The sequence below is a fragment of the Stenotrophomonas sp. LMG 10879 genome (genome assembly GCF_002750935.1).
GTDB classification, from domain to species: Bacteria; Pseudomonadota; Gammaproteobacteria; order Xanthomonadales; family Xanthomonadaceae; genus Stenotrophomonas; species Stenotrophomonas lactitubi_B.
On sequence record NZ_PEJT01000004.1, the window covers coordinates 1 to 16,557 of the forward strand.

The following is a 16,557-nucleotide window of genomic DNA, read 5'->3' on the forward strand; positions in this document are numbered from 1 at the left end:
CGACGTTAAGGTGCGGGATGGGGATCGCTCGGCTCGTCTGTCGGCTGCTACCCGCAGATATCATGTTGACGGTCCCTCCACCCTGGCTCCTACATACCTCGTAGGAGACGGGAGGAACATACAAGCCCATGCTCGGCTGATGCCACGGTAGCCGAGCTTGGGCTCGGCTCTACAGGACATCCTCAATCAACGCAGATGGTGCCTTGTGCCTTGCCACCGTCGATGCGCTGGCGGCAACCAAAGTTCTGGCTGACATCACGCTGGCAGGTGCCGGTCGCCACCGCGCCGGCAGCGACCTCGCCCGTCGCCAGGCACTGGCCGCTGCAGTCGCTCTTGCTGCTGCAGGTCTTGCCCGCATCGGCATAGGGAATCACGCACTGCACGCGTTGCAGGCGGCCCAACGGCTGCAGCGTACCGCCCGCCGCGCGACAGTCCACATCGCGCGCTTCTTGCAGGGCTGCAGCGGCTTCAGGGCTGTCGGCCGCTGGTGCTGCCGCGCCGGCATCTTCACTGGCCGGTGGGGTGCTGCTGCAGCCGGCAAGCAGCGCGCTCAGCGCAAGGCTGGCAAGGAATCGGAGGCGCATGGCAGTACCTGATCGGTGTGGACGGCGCCAGCATACGCACCCGACGATGCAGATGGCGTGTCAGCCGGCGTCAGGCGTCCTCACCCTCGCCTTCTGCCGCCTCTTCGTCGCTGGGTGCTTCGCTCAGATCGCCCAGCAGGCCCTGCGCCTGTTCGGTCGCCAGTGATTCCACACCACGCAGTCGGCGTTCGATGGTGCGGGTCTTGCGGCTGGCCTCGCCGATGCTGCGGCCCACGGTGGTGATCTGCTTCTCGGCCTTCTCGAGGATCCCGGCGAACTTGCCGAACTCGCTCTTCACTGCGCCCAGCAGCCCCCACACTTCGCTCGATCGCTGCTCGATCGCCAGGGTACGGAAGCCCATCTGCAGGCTGTTGAGCAACGCGGTGACGGTGGTTGGGCCAGCCACCACCACGCGGTGCTCGCGCTGCAGCAGGTCGACCAGGCCCGGGCGCCGGATCACCTCGGCATACAGCCCTTCGGTGGGCACGAACATCACCGCGAAATCGGTGGTGTGCGGCGGCACGATGTACTTTTCGCTGATCGACTTGGCCTGCACGCGGATCGCGCGTTCCAGCTGGATGCCCTGCAGGCGCACGCCCTCGGCATCACCCTGTTCCTGCGCATCGAGCAGGCGCTCATAGTCTTCGCGCGGGAACTTGGAATCGATCGGCAGCCAGACCGGCGTGTCGTCGTCGCGACGGCCCGGCAGGCGCACGGCGATGTCGACCATCTCGTTGCCATCCGGACGCACCTTGACCCCGCGCGCGTACTGTTCCTGGGTGAGGGTCTGCTCGAGGATGTTCTCCAGCTGCACTTCCCCCCAGCTGCCGCGGTTCTTGACGTTGGTAAGTACCCGCTTCAGGTCGCCCACGCCGGTCGCCAGCTGCTGCATTTCACCCAGCCCGCGCTGCACCTGTTCCAGGCGTTCGGACACCAGCTTGAACGAATTGCCCAGCCGCGTTTCCAGCGTGGACTGCAGCTTTTCGTCCACGGTGTGGCGCATCTGTTCGAGCTTCTGCGCGTTGTCGGCCTGCAGCGCGCGCAGCTGTTCTTCCAGGGTGGTGCGCATTTCCGAGATGCGCTGTTCGTTGCGCTGGGTCAGCTCCTGCAGGCGCAGGCCCAGGCTCTCGGTCAGGCGCTGCTGCGACTGCGCGCCTTCTTCGCGGCCCTTGCGGGCATCCTCCACCAGGGCCTGCCGCAGCGCACCGAACTGGGTATCGGTACGCGCGGTCAGTTCCTGCAGCTGCTTTCCGAACGCATGGATGCGCGCCTCCTGCTGCTGGCCGAACACATCCAGCTGCACGCGCAGTTCCTGCAGGCGTTCGCCCAGCGAGACGGCACTGCGTTGCTGACTGTCGGCCGCCTCGGCGCGGGCCTTGCGCGCATCTTCGCCCAGCGCTTCACGCAGCAGATCCAGGCGCTGATCGGTGCGGGTGGACAGATCGGTCAGCGCGCGCGCGAACCCATCGAGCTGCTCGCGCAGCTCGCTGCGGCCGACGCGCGCTTCATCACGCACGGCCTGTTCCAGGCGGTCGTGGGGCGGGCGGCGCAGCAGCGCCACCAGTTGCAGGACGAGCACGACCAGCAACAGGCCGGCGACGAGGAGGAATTCGGTTTGCATGTGGCAAGTGTAGGCTGGCCCAGTCTCAAGTGCTGAAACACGCCCATGCTTGTTCTCTACGGAAAGCCCACCTCGATCAACGTGCGCAAAGTGCTGTGGCTGTGCGCCGAACTCGATCTCGCGTTCACGCATGACCCGGCACCCGCGCCGGACCTGCTGGCCACGCTCAACCCGAACCGGCAGGTGCCGGTGCTGCGCGACGGCGACTTGGTGCTGTGGGAGTCCAACAGCATCTGCCGCTACCTGGCCGCACGCCAGGGCCGCGATGACCTGCTACCCACCGTGGCGCAGGACCGCGCCAGGGTCGAGCAGTGGATGGACTGGCAGGCCACCGACCTCAACAGCGCCTGGCGCCACGTGTTCATGGCCCGCGTCCGCCAGCACCCCGATTTCGCGGACGACGCACGCGCGGAGGCCAGCCTGGCGCACTGGAACCAGCTGATGGGCACGCTGGACGCGCAACTGGCGGCCAGCAACGCCTACGTGGCGGGCACCACCTTCACCCTCGCCGACATCGTCCTCGGCCTGTCGGCGCAGCGCTGGCGCAGCACCCCCGGCAACAAGCCGGTGCTGCCGCATGTGGACGCCTGGTTCGAGCGCCTGCGACAGCAGCCGGGTTTCACCGCCTACGTGGACAACGGAGTGGCCTGAGGAGAGGTTCTCGCCGCCGTTGGCAGGTGTCGACCTTGGTCGACACGTCGGAGGGTACGTGTGTAGAGCCGAGCCTATGCTCGGCTGAACGGCATGCGCCAACAGCAGCCGAGCGTGGGCTCGGCTCTACAGGAAGGGCGTGGCCTTACCAGCCTTCCAGCACGATCTTGCCCTTGGCCCGATGGCTTTCCAGCAGCGCGTGCGCACGGCGCAGGTTGGCCGCGTCGATGCGCCCGAAGTGCTCACCCAGCGTGGTCTGCAGCACACCGGCATCGACCAGTTCGGCGACCCGGTTCAGCAGGTCATGCTGGCGCTGCATGTCCGCCGTGCGGTACAGCGGCCGGGTGAACATCGATTCCCAGTGCAGCGACAGCGCCTTGCGCTTCAGCGCCATCACATCGATCTGGCCCGGGTCATCGATCAGTCCCAGCTGCCCCTGCGGCGCCAGCAGCTCGACGATCTGTGCGTAGTGCTGGTCGGTGTGGGTCAGGCTGGCCACGTGGTCCACCTCGGTGATGCCCAGCCGGGCCAGGCCCTCGGCCAGCGGCCGGGTGTGGTCGATCACATGGTGCGCGCCCATCGCCTGCACCCAGTCCTGGGTCTCCGGTCGCGAGGCGGTACCGATCACCGTCAGCTTGGTCAGCCGACGCGCCAACTGCACCAGGATCGAACCGACGCCGCCCGCTGCACCGATCACCAGCAGGGTCTGGCCGTCGCCACCGCCTTCGGCGATGCGCAGGCGGTCGAACAACAGTTCCCATGCGGTGATCGCGGTCAGCGGCAGCGCCGCCGCCGCGGCATCGTCCAGGCTGGCCGGCTTGCGGCCAACGCTGCGCTCGTCCACCAACTGGTATTCGGCATTGCTGCCCGGGCGATCAATCACACCGGCGTAGTACACCGCGTCGCCGGGCTGGAACAGGGTCACCTCGCTGCCAACCGCATCGACCACGCCGACCGCATCCCACCCGAGCACGCGTGGGCCGTCGGTGGCAGCGCCGCGTCGCACCTTGGTGTCGACCGGGTTCACCGCCACCGCGCGCACCGCCACCCGCAGGTCGCGTGGGCCCGGCTGCGGCAGGGGCAGGTCGAGGTCGATCAGGGCCTGCGGGTCGTCGATCGGCAGGCCGGCATGGGTGTAGGCAATGGCGCGCATGGGGGAGATCCAGTGAGGAGAGGCCACAGCGTGCGCCGTGCGCAGGGGGGGCAGAAAGGCGCAGAATCGGTCAACACTTTCACTGCAGCAATGAAAATGGTCCGCTTCGATGATCTGCAGCTGTTCGTCCGCACCGCTGCGCTGGGCAGCTTCTCGCAGGCCGCGCGCGAGGCCGACCTGCTGCCGGGCCAGGTGGCCGCGGCGGTGGCACGGCTGGAACGCGAACTGGACCTGCGCCTGTTCGTACGCACCACCCGCAGCCTGCGGCTGACCGCCGAAGGTGCGCTGTACCTGCCGTACGCGCAGGACGTTCTGACCACCCTGCGCGAAGGCCAGGCGCGGGTGCAGGGCGAGGATGCGGAGCTGCACGGCACCCTGCAGTTGTCGGCGCCCTCGGACTTCGGCCGCAACCTGCTGCTGCCGTGGCTGACTGCGTTCCGTGCCGCGCATCCACGGCTGCGCCTGCACCTGCGCCTGTCCGACGAAGTGGCCGACGTGTTCCGCGACCCGGTCGACGTGGCCATCCGCATCGGGCACTTCGACGACGCCAGCTATGTCGCCCTGCCGTTGCTGGAGGGCAACCGACGCGTGCTGGCCGCATCCCCCGAGTACCTGCGGCGGCGTGGTGTGCCCTCGCGGCTGGAGGATCTGCGCGAACACGATTGCCTTGTCTACCAGCTCGGCGGGCGCGCCTACGATCGCTGGTCGTTCGAGCTTGAGGGGCGCCGCGTGGTGATCCCGGTGCGCGGGCCACTGGTCTGCGACGACGCCGACGTGGTGCGGCGCTGGGCGGTCGCCGGCGAAGGCATCACCTACAAATCCTGGCTGGATGTGCGCGACGATGTGCTGGGTGGACGCCTGCAGGTGCTGCTGGATGGCATCGGCAGCCACATCCCGCTTCAGCTGGTGTGCCCGCACCGCAAGCAGTTCTCACCGGCCGTGCGGCAACTGCACGCGCAGCTGCGCCAGTACCTGCAACCGCTGCTGTCCGCGATGCCCGGCCATGGCGACGTGCCCCTGTCGCCTGCAACGTCACTGGCCGACAATGGCGCTCCCCTGTTGTAAGAGAATCGCGCCATGCCGTGGATGGGCATCCAGGACCTGTGGACATTTCTGGTCGCCGTGCTGGTGTTTCTGGCCCTGCCCGGGCCGGGCACCTTCACCCTGCTGACCGCCACCGGTCGTGGCGGTGTGCGCGGCGGCTACACGGCGCTGGCCGGCCTGCTGGTCGGCGACCAGATCCTGATGTGGCTGGCGCTGGCCGGCGTGGCCGCGCTGCTGAAGGCCAATCCGACGGTGTTCCATGCCGTGCAGTATCTCGGCGCGGCGTACCTGGTGTGGGTCGGCATCAGCCTGCTGCGCACGCCCAAGGGTGACGGTGCCGAAGTTGGCCCGGTGCGCATGCAGCCGGGACGCTACTTCCACCAGGCGATCCTGGTCAGCCTGCTCAATCCGAAGGCGATCCTGTTCTACATGGCGTTCCTGCCGCTGTTCATCGACCCCAAAGCCCACCAGGGCATGGCCACCTTCGCGGCACTGGCCGGCATCATCTTCGTGGTCAGCATCGCCTACTGCTCGCTGCTGATCTGGGTCGGCAACCTGGCCCGCCGTCGGTTGATCCAGCACCCGCGGGTCAGCGATGCGCTACGGCGTGTGGCCGGCCTGTTCCTGGTCGGCTTTGGCATCCGCCTGGGCCTGAACGGCTGAGAGCCCGTCGGCGCGGAGGGCCGCGCGCAGGTGGTCGATGAACACCCGCAGCTTGGGCGCCATATGCTCGCGCGCCGGGTAGTACAGATGAAAGCCGGGGAACGGCGGCTGCCAGTCCTCCAGCACGCTGCGCAGGCGGCCGGCGGCCAGGTCGTCGGCGACCAGCGAAGCAAAGCCCTGCGCCATGCCGAGCCCAGCCAGCACCGCCGCATAGGCCAGTTCGGCATCGTTGAACACCAGCCGCCCCGCGACGGCTACGTCCAGGTCACGCCCCTCACGGCTGAATTCCCAGGGCATGAGCCGGCCATTGGCGCGGCGATGGACGATGCAGTCGTGGCCCTGCAGCTCCTGCGGGCTCAGCGGCACCCCGTGGCGCGCGAAGTAGCCCGGCGTGGCCACCACCACCTGGCGCTCGGGCGGCCCGATCGGCACCGCGATCATGCCCTGCGCCAACGATTCACCCAGGCGGATGCCGGCGTCGAACCCCTCGGCGACCAGATCGGTCAGCGCCGGCTCCACGCACAATTCCACCTCTACCTGCGGATACCGGGCCAGGAAGGACGGCAGCGCCGGCAGAACCCGGCGTTCGGCAACGATGCGTGGCAGGGTGATGCGCAGCCGACCGGCCGGCACCGTCCGCGCGCTGTCCAGGTCGTCGAAGGCCGATTCGATCTGTGCCAACCCGCCACGCACGCGCTGCAGGAAGCGTGCGCCGTGCTCGGTCAGACCCACCCGGCGCGTGGTCCGTTGCAACAGGCGCACGCCCATCCGCGCCTCCAGCGCACGCACGCTCTGTGACAGCGCCGAGGTCGAGACGCCCAAGGCATCGGCGGCACGGGTAAAGCTGGCGTGGTCGGCCACGTGGACAAAGGCAACCACCGCAGACAGCGGTGCGGAGGGATCCATTGTGAAGCCTTCCTTCATTGTCAGTTCGACTGCATCCAGTTTATCCACAAGATCATCGGACGGATGCTTGGCCTCCCGGCGGAACACCCGCCTCCTCCGATGGAATGCCACATGTCACTTGATCACTACCGCCTGCTCGGCCGCTCCGGCCTGCGTGTCAGCCCGATGGCGCTGGGCACGATGACCTTCGGTGCCGACTGGGGTTGGGGCGCGGACGAAGCCGAGGCCCGCCGCATCTTCGATGCCTACGTCGAACGTGGCGGCAACTTCGTCGATACCGCAAACAACTACACCAATGGCAGCGCAGAGACCCTGCTCGGGCGGTTCGCCCAAGGCCGCCGCGAACGGCTGGTGATCGCCAGCAAGTACACCCTGGCGACCGTGCCGGGCGATCCGAACAACGCCGGCAACCATCGCAAGAGCATGATGCGCTCGGTGGAGGACAGCCTGCGCCGGCTCGGCACCGACTACCTGGATCTGCTGTACCTGCACGCCTGGGACGACACCACCGGGGTGGACGAGGTGATGCGCGGTTTCGACGACCTCGTGCGCAGCGGCAAGGTGCTGTACGCCGGCATCTCGGACACGCCAGCCTGGCAGATCGCGCGCATGCAGACCCTGGCCGATCTACGCGGCTGGTCGCCACTGGTGGCGCTGCAGATCGAATACAGCCTGATCCAGCGCAGCGTCGAACACGAACTGCTGCCGATGGCCGATGCGCTCGGGTTGGGCGTGGTGGCGTGGTCGCCGCTGGGCAGCGGCGTGCTGACCGGCAAATACAGCGCGGCGGACCTGGCCGCAGCCGAGACCGCCGAGGCCGCGCCGGGTGGTTCCAGGCGCAATGTCGCGCTCATCAATGGCGCGTTGACGCCGCGTTCGTTGAACATCGCCGGGGAAGTCGCTGCGATCGCGGCAGAGCTGTCGTACTCGGCTGCGCAGGTCGCTCTGGCCTGGTTGCTGCAACGACCCGCGGCCGGGGCCATGCCGATCGTCGGTGCACGCACCCTGGACCAGTTGGAACACAACCTGGCGGCGCTGGATCTGGCGCTGCCGGCTGAGGCGTTGGCACGGCTGGATGCGATCAGCGCGGTCGCGCCGGCCTTTCCGCACGACTTCCTGCAGATGCCGCTGCCGCGCATGCTGATGAGCGGTGGTACGCGTCTGCAGCCACGCGCACCGGGCAGGTAATACCGGGGGCGCGCTATGCTGGCGCCCCATGCTGGAAGGAGGCGCCATGGCCGCAACACCAACACTCGCGGTCGCTGCAGCCCTGGTGTTGCTGCTTGCCAGTGCACCGGCCACGGCCGCACCGGATCACCGCTGCCTCACCGGCGGTGCCAACGGCACGATCCACTTGGAATGGCGCTGGCTGGACGATGGCCGCGCCGATGTGCGCTACGCCGGGCACCGCGAGCGCCTGCCGCTGCACCGGGTTTCCGAAGAGAGCACGGTGCTGGACGAAGACCGCCCCTACCAGTTCGATACCGTCTGGGAAGAGCGCGTGGAGGGCCGTATCAACGGTCACTACACGCTGAGCACGCAGGGCGCACGGATCTACAGCTTCAGCTACGTGCGGGCCCGAGACGGTCGCCGCACGGATTTCGAAGAAGACTTCAACGCCTTCCAGGACGACGGCTGTCACTGGTAGCCGCCTGGACTGAGGCCGTTTGTGCCGATTCCGGCAGCGTGCCCACAGTCCAGCGCGCGCTGTGCCGGCCATGACCCCCGTCAGTGGCAATGCTGCGCTGCGTTCGGTCACACTCGGGGACTTGTCGTTCTCAGTCACCCCTTCCGAGGCCTGCATGTCCCTGCTCCGGCGCAAGTCCCTAGATTCCGTCACCGTCCATGAAGCCGGCCGGCGCCTGGTCCCGACCCTCAGCTGGCCGCACCTGATCGCGCTGGGCATCGGTGCCATCGTCGGCACCGGCATCTATACCCTGATCGGCGTCGGTGCCGACCGCGCCGGCCCCGCCGTGCTGATCTCCTTCGCCATCGCCGGCGCGGTGTGTGCCTGCGCGGCATTGGCCTACGCCGAACTGTCCACGATGATGCCGGCCGCCGGCAGCGCCTACACCTACAGCTACAGTGCCCTGGGCGAAGTCTTTGCCTGGGTGGTGGGCTGGAGCCTGATCCTGGAGTACTCGCTGGTGGTGAGTACCGTGGCGGTCGGCTGGTCGGGCTATTTCGTCGGCTTCCTGGAATGGGTGCATACCCAGTTCGGCTGGGACCTGCGCCTGCCGGCCATGCTCGCGGCGGGCCCGCACGTCGACGGCGGCATGATCAACCTGCCCGCCATCGTCATCACCTGGCTGGTGGCACTGATGCTGATGGCCGGTACCAAGGAGAGCGCCACCCTCAACGCGATCCTGGTCGTGTTCAAGCTGATCGCGCTGGCCATCTTCGTGGCGGTGGCCCTGCCGGCGTTCGACGCCAACAACCTGCAGCCGTTCATGCCCTACGGGTTCGCCAAGACGCTGGGACCGGATGGCGTCGAGCGCGGCGTGATGGCGGCAGCGGCGATCATCTTCTTCGCGTTCTACGGCTTCGATGCGATCTCCACCGCCGCCGAAGAAACCAAGAACCCCGGCCGCGACCTGTCCATCGGCATCATCGGCTCGATGGTCGGCTGCACCATCGTGTACGTGCTGGTGGCGCTGGCCGCGATCGGTGCGATGAGCTACACCGTGTTCGGCCAGAGTGCCGAGCCGCTGGCACTGATCATGCGCCAGCTGGGCCAGCCGACCGCGGCGATGCTGATCGGCGTGATCGCGATCATCGCCCTGCCGACCGTGCTGCTCGCGTTCCTGTATGGCCAGAGCCGCATCTTCTTCGTGATGAGCCGCGATGGCCTGCTGCCGCGTGGCCTGTCCAAGGTCAACGCGCGCACCGGCACGCCGGTGGCGACCACGCTGTTCACCGCCGTGGTGGTGTCGGCGCTGGCCGGTGTGGCGCGCCTGGACGAGATCGCCGCGCTGGCCAATGCCGGCACCCTGGCCGCGTTCACTGCCGTTGGCATCTGCCTGGTGGTGCTGCGCGTGCGTGAGCCGAACCGCGAGCGCACCTTCCGCACACCGTTGGCCTTCATCGTCGGCCCGCTGGCGGCACTGGGCTGCATCTACCTCTTCATCAGCCTGCCGCACACCACCCAGCTGTACTTCCTGGCGTGGAACGTGGTCGGCCTGGTGCTGTACTTCGCCTACAGCCGTCGCAACGCGCTGATCGGCCGGTAAAGGTAGCGCCGGGCCATGCCCGGCGGTCTTTGGGGATTGCCGGCCAGCGGCCGGCCCTAGCGCAGGGCGGCTAGCCGCCCTGCTTTGCCGCGTAGTCCTGCGCCTGGCGCATCACCCGCAGCAGGTTGCCGCCCCAGATGGCGGCGATCTGCTGCTCGGTGTAGCCCTTGCGCAACAGCCACGCGGTGATCTTCGGCAACTGGCTGACATCGGGCAGGTCGCTCAGGCCACCGCCGCCATCCCAGTCCAGGCCGATGCCGACGTGCTCGGGGCCGACGACCTTGAGGATGTGCTCGAAGTGGGCGAAGAAGTCGTCCAGGCTGGCATGGCGCACCGGATGTTCGTGGTCCAGTGCCTGCTCGGCCTTCTGCAGGGCAACGCCCTGTTCGATGGTCATGCCTTCCCAACCACCCAGCTGCTTGCTCAGGGCCTCTTCGGCCTGCTTGCGCTCGGGCGACTTGGCGGTGTCGATCAGGTAGCCGCCATACGCGTTCACCTGGATCACGCCGCCGGCCTTGGCCAGCCTGCGCAGGCGCGCGTCATCGAGGTTGCGTGGGTGGTCGTAGATCGCCTTGGCGGAGCTGTGCGACAACACGAACGGCACCGGCATCATCGCCAGCAGATCGTCGAACACGGCATCGGAGGCGTGCGACTGGTCGATGACGATGCCCAGCTTCACCGCCTGCCGTACCAGGTCCTTGCCGGCCGGGCTCAGGCCTTTCCACTCAGCGCCCTTGGGGTCGGTGGCCGAATCGGCGAACTCGTTGTTGGCGAAGTGCACGGTGCTGAGCAGGCGCAGCCCGGCACGGTGATAGAACGAGAGCAGGCTCGGGTCGGCCACCAGCGGGCTGGCGTTCTCCATGCTGATGTAGACCACGCGCTTGCCGGCGGCCTTGATGCGCGCCGCGTCATCGGCACTCAGCGCCAGCGCGAAGCGCTCGGGGTTGGCGGCCAGCATTTCGCGGATCTCCAGCAGACGCTGCAGGCCGTGATCGCGCTCGGCCAGATGCGCAGCGGCAGTGCGATCGCCCTGGTCGGTGTAGATCGCAAAGAAGCCGCCATCCAGCGCGCCTTCGACCATGCGCGGGTAATCCACCTGCGAGAGCGCATTGCGGTCGTGCCGCTGCTCGATGTCGAAGCCGTCGCGGCCGAAGTTGGCCGGCGTATCCAGATGGCTGTCCAGGGTCAGCAGGCGCTGCTGCAGTGCCTTGGCCCGGGCCAGTTCCTGCGCGCTGAAGTCGATGGCATGGGCGGACAGCGGCGCACTCAGCGCCAGCGCGAGCAGCAGGGAGAGACGACGCAACGACGGCATGGGCATCCACCGGCAATGGGAAGGACACGACCATAGCGCCGGGACGGCCAACGCGGGTAGTGCCGCATTGGCCAGCCGGCTCCATTACACTCGCCCGCAGCCGATAAGGGCAGCGTGCAGCACCGCGTGCTGCGTCGACCATGGAATGGAAACACCGATGTCGAAGTCCAAGCCTCCGGCGCTGCCCGTGCAGGGCGAAGCGCCTGTTCCCGCCAGCGTGGTCACCGTCGAGCAGCTCAAGCGTGATGTGCTGCCACCGTTGTTTGCCGGGCGCACCGACATCGGCCGCTATGGCCCGGCCGACCTGGCCAGTGCCAGCGCCGAGCCGGCCTGGCAGGATGGCAGCGCCAACGCGCTGGCGCAGGCGCTTGCTGAGCTGGTCAGCCGGCTGTCCGAACACGATCCCAATGCCCTGCTGCAGCGCGCGGGGTGGTGGCAGCGGTTCACCGGTGCCGATATCGAAGAACGCCTGCGCCGACGCATCGCCATGGGCAGCAACGGCGATGTACTGGCCAGGATCGAGCGCGAGGCCATCGCCGTGCGCGCCAGCGTCGATCGACTGGATGCGCAGCTGCTCGAGCATGACGTGCAGGGTGTGCGGCTGCAGGTGTACATCGATGCCGGCGTGCAGTTCCTGCAGGAACTGCCAGCGACCGTCGACAGCACCGATGATGCGCCGGTGCTCGACCGCCCGGTTGAGCGGCTGCAGCGCCGGGTGGCCAACCTGACCGCCCTGCTGGCCAGCCATTCGATGAGCCGGATGCAGGTGCAGCTGGCACGCAGCAATGCCATCGACCTGCTGGACCGCTACAGCGAGACGGTGCAGATCCTGCTGCCGATCTGGCGCCAGACCCTCCAGGCGCTGCACAACAGCGACAACGCCAGCCCGCAGATGATCGCCAGTGCTGCGCAGGCGCAGGACCAGCTGAAGCAGGCGCTGCAGCAGTTGCTGCGCACGTCGGGGGTGCCGGCATGAGCGCGCCGGTACGCGATCCGCTGCAGATCCCACCGGACCTGCAGGCGCGGGCGGAAGCCGTTCCGGGCCTGCGCGCGTTCTACCGGCGGGCCTCGCTGCTGCGGGTCTTCGGCCTGGCCTGCATTCCGCTGGCGGCCACAGCGCTGGCCTACATGGCGCTGGCCTTCACCGGCACCGAACTCGGTCCGCCTTCGTGGGCGCACGTGCCGGCCGGCTATGGGGCGAAGGACACAGGAAAGCAGCTGCTCATCCTGCTGGTCATGACGCCCTTGCTGCTGGTGTGGATGTACTTCGGTGTGCGCGACCTGCTCGGCCGCCATCGCGTTCGCCGCTTCGCCTGGTCGTTCGCGCTGGGTTCGATGCTGCTGTGCGGTGCATGGGGAAGCATGGGCATCACCGCACCCGCCATGGGCCAGGGCGATCGGCTCGACCATCGGCAGCTGGACGCGCTCATCGCCAGTCCGGACTTCAGCAGCTTCAGCCCGCAGTGGCAGGCCTATCTGCGTGCACAGCAGGAGCTGCCCTACGGCGTGGCCTCGCCGGCCGTGGTTGCCACCGCACGCGCGCTGGCCAATGGCGAGGACATCGGCGTTCCGGTATCGCCGGCGATGCAGTCCCGCTTCGAGAAGGCAGCCGGTCTGCCCCGCTCCGAACGGTCACAGCGATGGCATGACCAGCGTCTGCTGAGCTGGCTTCTGTTCGACGTCGGCTGGGTGCTGGCGCTGCTTGCGGTACCGGCGCTGCTGGCGCTGGGTACGGTGGCGATCGTGCTCGGTGGACACCTGCGCCGCAGGTCCGAGGTGATCAACGGGTTGCTGCAGCAGCTGCAGCCGGTTCCTGCGCCGCCGCGCGCACAGCCCTGAGGCTGGCGCACGGGGGCAGTCTTCCGTGCTGTGTGCGGGAGCCGAGCAGCACTCGGCTCCACGCGCCGTGGGTCAGTCCACCACGCGGCAGAACACGGCCTTCAGGTAACGCGATTCCTGCACGTGGGCCATGAACGGATGATCCGGACCTGCGCCGGCCACCTTCAGGATCTGGATGGTGCGGCCGGAGAAGTACGCTGCACGACGCAGCATGTCGAGGAACTGGTCCTCGGCCACCAGGCCGGTGCAGGAGAACGTGGCGAACAGGCCACCGGGCTTGACCACGCCCAGCGCCAGCTTGTTCATGTCCAGGTACTTCTTCAGCGCGGTGATCACCTGCTCACGGTCGCGGGTCATCTTCGCCGGGTCCAGGATCACCACGTCGTACTTCTCGCCGCGGTTGGCCGCGTCACGCAGCCACGGGAAGATGTCGGACTGGACGAACTTCGGGCGCACGTTGTTCAGGCGCGAATTGCCCTTGGCGATCTGGATGACGTCTTCATCGATGTCGATGCCAACCACTTCCGATGCACCGCGCGCGGCCGCATACACCGCGAAACCGCCGGTGTTGCAGCACAGGTCGAGCACGCTCTTGCCTTCCACCTGCTGGCTCAGCCACTCACGGTTCTCGCGCTGGTCGGCGAAGAAACCGGTCTTGTGCGCACCGGCCGGGTCGGCGCGGAACTTGATGCCGTACTCGGTGATCACCGACGCTTCGGTGGTGGTGTTGCCGTGGAAGTCGAAACTTTCCTGCTTCTGCACGTGTTCGTCGGCGAAGCTGTGGAAACGGCAGCCCGGGAACTGTTCGCGCAGCGCGTCGTAGATCCACTCGCGGTGGCGGAACATGCCGGCGGCGAAGAACTCCACCACCACCAGATCGTTGTAACGGTCCACCACCAGGCCGGACAGGCCGTCGCCTTCGCTGTGCACCACGCGCCAGGCGTCGGACACCGCATCAAGCTTCAGCACCTCGCGACGCAGCGACACCGCCTGGGCGATCTTGCGCGAGAACCAGCCGGCATCCACCGGGATCTGCGGGTCGGTTTCGAGGATGCGTACGGCAATACGCGAATGCCCGTTGTAGAAGCCACGGCCGATGAACTCGCCATCCACGCCGACGACGTCGACGAGGGAGCCGGGCTTGGGCCGGACGGTCGGCTTCTCGACCAGTTTCTGGAAAATCCACGGGTGGCTGGAACGCCACGCGTTCTTGAGGCGGACAACGGGAAGGGGGGTATTCATCCACCTATTGTAAACCGGGCGCCGGGGTCAGATCCCCACAGGGGCTCTGACCCCCGGGCCGGTGTGCCAACCAAGGTTGGCACCTACCAGAGCTGGCTCCGCCCCAGTGCATTTGACGCCGGCCCGGCCAGGCCGCAGAATCGGCGGCAGAAGGGGAGTAGCTCCCAGACGTTGTCGCCGTCAATTCGAGCCCGCAGGCTCCGGTGCAACGGCAGTTCCGGCCCATCGGAACTGCGAGCGAGACCTTCGCCGTACTGGCGAAGCTCTGTCCCTGGATCCCCTCCCGATCCTCCGTTGCAGATCCTCGCCGTCCGGCTTGAGGCATTTTTCATTTCCCAACGGACAAACCCATGCAGACGATCGGTAATTTGTGGTTGTGGGGCGGCTTCGCAGCGGTGGTGGTCATCGCCCTGCTGGTCGACCTCGTATTGATGCGCCATGGTGGCCCGCACAAGGTCACCTTCAAGGAGGCCCTGTGGTGGTCCATCGGCTGGGTCGCGCTGGCGCTGGCCTTCAACGGCGGCCTCTGGTTCTACCTGAACGAGACCGCCGGCCAGGTCGTGGCCAACAAGGTCGGCCTGGAGTTCCTGACCGGCTACCTGGTCGAGAAGGCGCTGGCGGTGGACAACATCTTTGTCTTCCTGATGATCATGAGCTACTTCGCGGTGCCGGAGGAACAGCGCCAGAAGGTGCTTATCATCGGCATCCTGGGTGCGATCGTGCTGCGTACGATCATGATCTTCGCCGGCAGCGTGCTGATCACCCAGTTCCATTGGCTGCTCTACGTGTTCGGCGCCTTCCTGCTGTTCACCGGCTGGAAGATGTGGTTCGCCGCGGGCCAGGAGCCTGACCTGGAAGCCAACCCGGCCCTGCGCTGGATGCGCAAGCACCTGCGCCTGCTGCCGGATTACGAAGGCAACGCGATGAGCGTCAAGCGCGACGGCGTGCGCTGGTTCACCCCGCTGTTCGCGGTGCTGATCCTGATTGCAGTCACCGACGTGATCTTCGCGGTGGACAGCATCCCGGCGATCTTCGCGATCACCACCGACCCGTTCATCGTGCTGACCTCCAACGTGTTCGCGGTGCTCGGCCTGCGTGCGATGTTCTTCCTGCTGGCCGGCATGGCTGACCGCTTCCACCTGCTGCCGTACGGCCTGGCCCTGGTGCTGGCCTTCATCGGCATCAAGATGATGATCATCGACCTGTTCAAGATCCCGACCCCGATCTCGCTGGGCGTGGTCGCGGTGATCATCGCCGCCACGGTGGTGCTGAGCCTGAAGAACCCGCCGAAGGAAGGCGGCGCCTGATCCAGGCGTCTTGAAGGGTGCGGCTGGTGGATTGTCCCGCCGGCCGCACCCACTCTCCCGCAGCGGTGGCCTTGGTTTCGCGCCGGCCACCGCCATTGCTGAGGGTATGAACACGAACGCGCCCCTGCCCGCCGGCGACGCGCCGGCCGATCGCAACGACCGCACGCGCATCCTGCGCGCCTTCAACGCCAGCCTGGCTGCCGTGCTGGTGCTGGTGGCCGTGTTCGCCCTGCAGGACCATTTCGACTGGCGACCCTGGGCCGTGGCACCGCTGGAAGCCAAGGGCCTGCTCGGCCTGATCGGCGGGCCGCTGCTGCATGCCTCGGTCGAACACATCGCCGCCAACAGCGCTGCGATCCTGATCCTCGGCACCCTCGCCGGCAGCGTTTATCCGAAGGCCACGCTACGTGCCCTGCCCCTGCTGTGGGTCGGTTCGGGCATCGGTGCGTGGATGCTGGGCAACCCCGGCAGCTTCCATCTCGGCGCCAGTGGCGTCACCCACGGCCTGATGTTCCTGCTGGCCAGCCTCGGCCTGCTGCGCCGCGACCGCGCGGCCATCGCCACCGGGCTGATCGGCATGCTGTTCTACGGCGGCATGCTGATGACCGTGCTGCCGCACGCCGACGGCGTGTCCTGGCAGTCGCACATGGGCGGTGCCTTCGCCGGCATCATCGCTGCGCTGCTGTTCCGCAACGCCGATCCCTTGCCGCCGCGCCCGCGTTACAGCTGGGAAGACGAGGAAGAAGAGATCGAGCCGCTGGCCGACGACGAACTCGAGCCGCCGTCGCCGCAGCGCGTGCCGGTACTGTGGCAGCCGCGCGAAGGGCAGGACTATGTGGTTGTCCCGTTCCGCCGGCCCGAAGACCCGCGCGGTTGAGCGGTGGCGGGGTCGGATCCCGGAAGGGGCTCTGACCCCGAGCACCGATGACCCGGTAGCCGCCGACCTTGGTCGGCGCTCCTGCCTCCGGCGTTCATGCCCCCGCAGCGACCATGTGCCAACCAACG

General features: G+C 67.6%; 16 protein-coding genes. 10 read left to right on the forward strand and 6 right to left on the reverse strand.

Going from position 1 to position 16,557, the window contains the following annotated elements:
- Positions 1–182: 182 nt before the first annotated feature.
- Together CR919_RS06990 and rmuC are read right to left on the reverse strand one after the other, a co-directional pair.
- A complete protein-coding gene (locus CR919_RS06990; RefSeq protein WP_099819402.1) occupies positions 183–584 on the reverse strand; it encodes a hypothetical protein in 402 nt (133 codons plus the stop codon).
- 70 nt (positions 585–654) lie between these two features.
- A complete protein-coding gene (gene rmuC, locus CR919_RS06995) occupies positions 655–2,205 on the reverse strand; it encodes a DNA recombination protein RmuC (protein ID WP_099819403.1) in 1,551 nt (516 codons plus the stop codon).
- Positions 2,206–2,250: 45 nt separating this feature from the next.
- Between rmuC and CR919_RS07000 the strand changes: the two genes are divergently transcribed.
- Complete coding sequence (locus CR919_RS07000) at positions 2,251–2,856, forward strand: glutathione S-transferase N-terminal domain-containing protein (RefSeq protein ID WP_099819404.1); 606 nt, start codon at positions 2,251–2,253, stop codon at positions 2,854–2,856.
- Positions 2,857–3,001: 145 nt separating this feature from the next.
- Here the strand turns inward: CR919_RS07000 and CR919_RS07005 are convergent, their stop codons facing one another.
- Positions 3,002–4,009, reverse strand: a complete 1,008-nt coding sequence (locus CR919_RS07005) for a zinc-binding alcohol dehydrogenase family protein (RefSeq protein WP_099819405.1) — start codon at positions 4,007–4,009, stop codon at positions 3,002–3,004.
- A gap of 90 nt (positions 4,010–4,099) precedes the next feature.
- Here CR919_RS07005 and CR919_RS07010 point away from each other — a divergent pair, with 90 nt between their 5' ends.
- Both CR919_RS07010 and leuE read left to right on the forward strand, forming a co-directional pair.
- Positions 4,100–5,074, forward strand: a complete 975-nt coding sequence (locus CR919_RS07010; protein ID WP_099819406.1) for a LysR family transcriptional regulator — start codon at positions 4,100–4,102, stop codon at positions 5,072–5,074.
- 12 nt (positions 5,075–5,086) lie between these two features.
- The gene (gene leuE / locus CR919_RS07015; protein WP_099819407.1) at positions 5,087–5,716 is read left to right on the forward strand and encodes a leucine efflux protein LeuE; all 630 of its coding nucleotides are present in this window, start codon (positions 5,087–5,089) and stop codon (positions 5,714–5,716) included.
- Here leuE and CR919_RS07020 read toward each other — a convergent pair.
- Entirely contained in the window at positions 5,654–6,622 is a 969-nt protein-coding gene (locus CR919_RS07020) for a LysR family transcriptional regulator (RefSeq protein ID WP_099819408.1), read from the reverse strand. The two genes, leuE and CR919_RS07020, sit on opposite strands and share 63 nt — an antisense overlap.
- 99 nt (positions 6,623–6,721) lie before the next feature.
- Between CR919_RS07020 and CR919_RS07025 the strand changes: the two genes are divergently transcribed.
- From CR919_RS07025 to CR919_RS07035, 3 genes are all read left to right on the forward strand, one after another.
- Entirely contained in the window at positions 6,722–7,810 is a 1,089-nt protein-coding gene (locus tag CR919_RS07025; protein WP_207761017.1) for an aldo/keto reductase, read from the forward strand.
- A 46-nt stretch (positions 7,811–7,856) separates the two neighbouring features.
- The gene (locus CR919_RS07030) at positions 7,857–8,270 is read left to right on the forward strand and encodes a hypothetical protein (RefSeq protein WP_099819410.1); all 414 of its coding nucleotides are present in this window, start codon (positions 7,857–7,859) and stop codon (positions 8,268–8,270) included.
- Positions 8,271–8,424: 154 nt separating this feature from the next.
- Positions 8,425–9,852, forward strand: coding sequence for an amino acid permease (locus CR919_RS07035; protein ID WP_099819411.1), 1,428 nt, complete (start codon positions 8,425–8,427; stop codon positions 9,850–9,852).
- Between the two features lie 70 nt (positions 9,853–9,922).
- Here CR919_RS07035 and CR919_RS07040 read toward each other — a convergent pair whose 3' ends face one another.
- The gene (locus CR919_RS07040; RefSeq protein ID WP_099819412.1) at positions 9,923–11,164 is read right to left on the reverse strand and encodes a dipeptidase; all 1,242 of its coding nucleotides are present in this window, start codon (positions 11,162–11,164) and stop codon (positions 9,923–9,925) included.
- A gap of 157 nt (positions 11,165–11,321) precedes the next feature.
- On the opposite strand from CR919_RS07040, the gene CR919_RS07045 reads away from it, so the two are divergent.
- Together CR919_RS07045 and CR919_RS07050 are read left to right on the forward strand one after the other, a co-directional pair.
- Positions 11,322–12,140: a protein klaA gene (locus CR919_RS07045; protein ID WP_099819413.1), complete on the forward strand. Its 819-nt coding sequence runs from the start codon at positions 11,322–11,324 to the stop codon at positions 12,138–12,140.
- Positions 12,137–13,003 carry a hypothetical protein gene (locus CR919_RS07050; RefSeq protein ID WP_099819414.1) on the forward strand — a complete coding sequence of 289 codons (867 nt, stop codon included), beginning with the start codon at positions 12,137–12,139 and terminating at the stop codon, positions 13,001–13,003. Before CR919_RS07045 ends, CR919_RS07050 begins: the two co-directional genes overlap by 4 nt.
- Before the next feature lie 72 nt (positions 13,004–13,075).
- On the opposite strand, the gene CR919_RS07055 is transcribed toward CR919_RS07050, so the two are convergent.
- On the reverse strand, positions 13,076–14,245 hold the full coding sequence (locus CR919_RS07055; protein ID WP_089241927.1) for a class I SAM-dependent rRNA methyltransferase: 1,170 nt from the start codon (positions 14,243–14,245) through the stop codon (positions 13,076–13,078).
- A 350-nt stretch (positions 14,246–14,595) separates the two neighbouring features.
- Between CR919_RS07055 and CR919_RS07060 the strand changes: the two genes are divergently transcribed.
- Both CR919_RS07060 and CR919_RS07065 read left to right on the forward strand, forming a co-directional pair.
- Positions 14,596–15,552, forward strand: coding sequence for a TerC family protein (locus tag CR919_RS07060; RefSeq protein WP_025875596.1), 957 nt, complete (start codon positions 14,596–14,598; stop codon positions 15,550–15,552).
- A gap of 106 nt (positions 15,553–15,658) precedes the next feature.
- Complete coding sequence (locus tag CR919_RS07065; RefSeq protein WP_099819415.1) at positions 15,659–16,429, forward strand: rhomboid family intramembrane serine protease; 771 nt, start codon at positions 15,659–15,661, stop codon at positions 16,427–16,429.
- The last annotated feature ends 128 nt before the right edge of the window (positions 16,430–16,557 follow it).